The sequence below is a fragment of the Bordetella pseudohinzii genome, assembly GCF_000657795.2.
GTDB lineage: Bacteria > Pseudomonadota > Gammaproteobacteria > Burkholderiales > Burkholderiaceae_B > Bordetella > Bordetella pseudohinzii.
Window position 1 is genome coordinate 1 of the sequence record NZ_JHEP02000048.1, and the last position, 623, is coordinate 623.

Below are 623 nucleotides of genomic sequence, written 5' to 3' on the forward strand. Positions count from 1 at the left end.
GATCTGTCCAGCCGCACCGAAGAGCAGGCCGCCTCGCTGGAAGAGACGGCCGCGTCGATGGAAGAGCTGGCCTCCACGGTCAAGCAGAACGCGGACAATGCCCGCCAGGCCAATCAGCTGGCGGCCAGCGCCTCGGATGTGGCCGAGCGGGGCGGCTCGGCGGTCTCGGAAGTGGTGCAGACCATGGAGGGGATATCGGCCAGCTCGCGCAAGATCTCGGAGATTGTGTCGGTCATCGACGGGATCGCCTTCCAGACCAACATCCTGGCGCTGAACGCGGCGGTGGAAGCCGCGCGGGCCGGCGAGCAGGGCAAGGGTTTTGCGGTGGTGGCGGGCGAAGTGCGTTCGCTGGCGCAGCGCAGCGCCCAGGCGGCCAAGGAGATCAAGACGCTGATCGAGGACTCGGTGGGCAAGGTCGCGGCGGGCTCGCAGCAGGTGGAGCGGGCCGGGGCGACGATGCAGGAGATCGTGGCCTCGGTCAAGCGCGTGACCGACATCATGGGCGAGATCTCGGCGGCCTCCGAAGAGCAGTCCAGCGGCATCGAGCAGGTCAACCGCGCGGTCGCGCAGATGGACGAGGTCACGCAGCAGAACGCCGCCCTGGTCGAAGAAGCGGCCGCGGC

The 623-nt window shown here is 68.9% G+C and carries 1 protein-coding gene; it reads left to right on the forward strand.

The features are described 5' to 3' along the window. The coding region (locus L540_RS21175; protein WP_048026781.1) for a methyl-accepting chemotaxis protein at positions 1–623 on the forward strand (623 nt) is incomplete at both ends.